This is a genomic window from Stenotrophomonas maltophilia group sp. RNC7 (assembly GCF_030910085.1).
GTDB lineage: Bacteria > Pseudomonadota > Gammaproteobacteria > Xanthomonadales > Xanthomonadaceae > Stenotrophomonas > Stenotrophomonas sepilia.
In genome coordinates this window covers 1-346 of sequence record NZ_JAVFVN010000868.1, presented here as the reverse complement: position 1 = coordinate 346, position 346 = coordinate 1, and the positions used below count along the sequence as shown (strand labels likewise).

Here is a 346-nt window from a genome sequence, read left to right as displayed (position 1 = left end):
GATTTTATTTGTAGGGTACGATAGTGTTGTTGAAGATATGGGACATAGCCGAAGTGTGTTTTGGGAAAGTGGGCCGCCGGAATAAAAAAGAGGTGCGACAATGGAGTATAGAGACTTGATGATGATAGAATATGTTAATTTTATCGGGCTGACTGAGCTGGATTCGAGCAACTCATTGAGACTTTCCTTTGATAGGTACGAGGCGAGTCATACACCAGAACCGTTTCAACTAAGTGATGATGTGATTTTACCAGAAACATATCCGATAGAAAGTACTAAAGCCCCAATCATTCAGCTCGATTTTGAATCATATATTGGGTATTCAGTAATCAATGAGTCATTTACT

Annotated in this window: 1 protein-coding gene; it reads left to right on the top strand. The window is 39.3% G+C overall.

All coding sequences use genetic code 11. The annotated features are described in order from the left end of the window. Nucleotides 1-115: 115 nt before the first annotated feature. On the top strand, nt 116-346 hold a 231-nt coding region (locus RCF13_RS21570), incomplete at its 3' end, for a hypothetical protein (protein ID WP_308141535.1).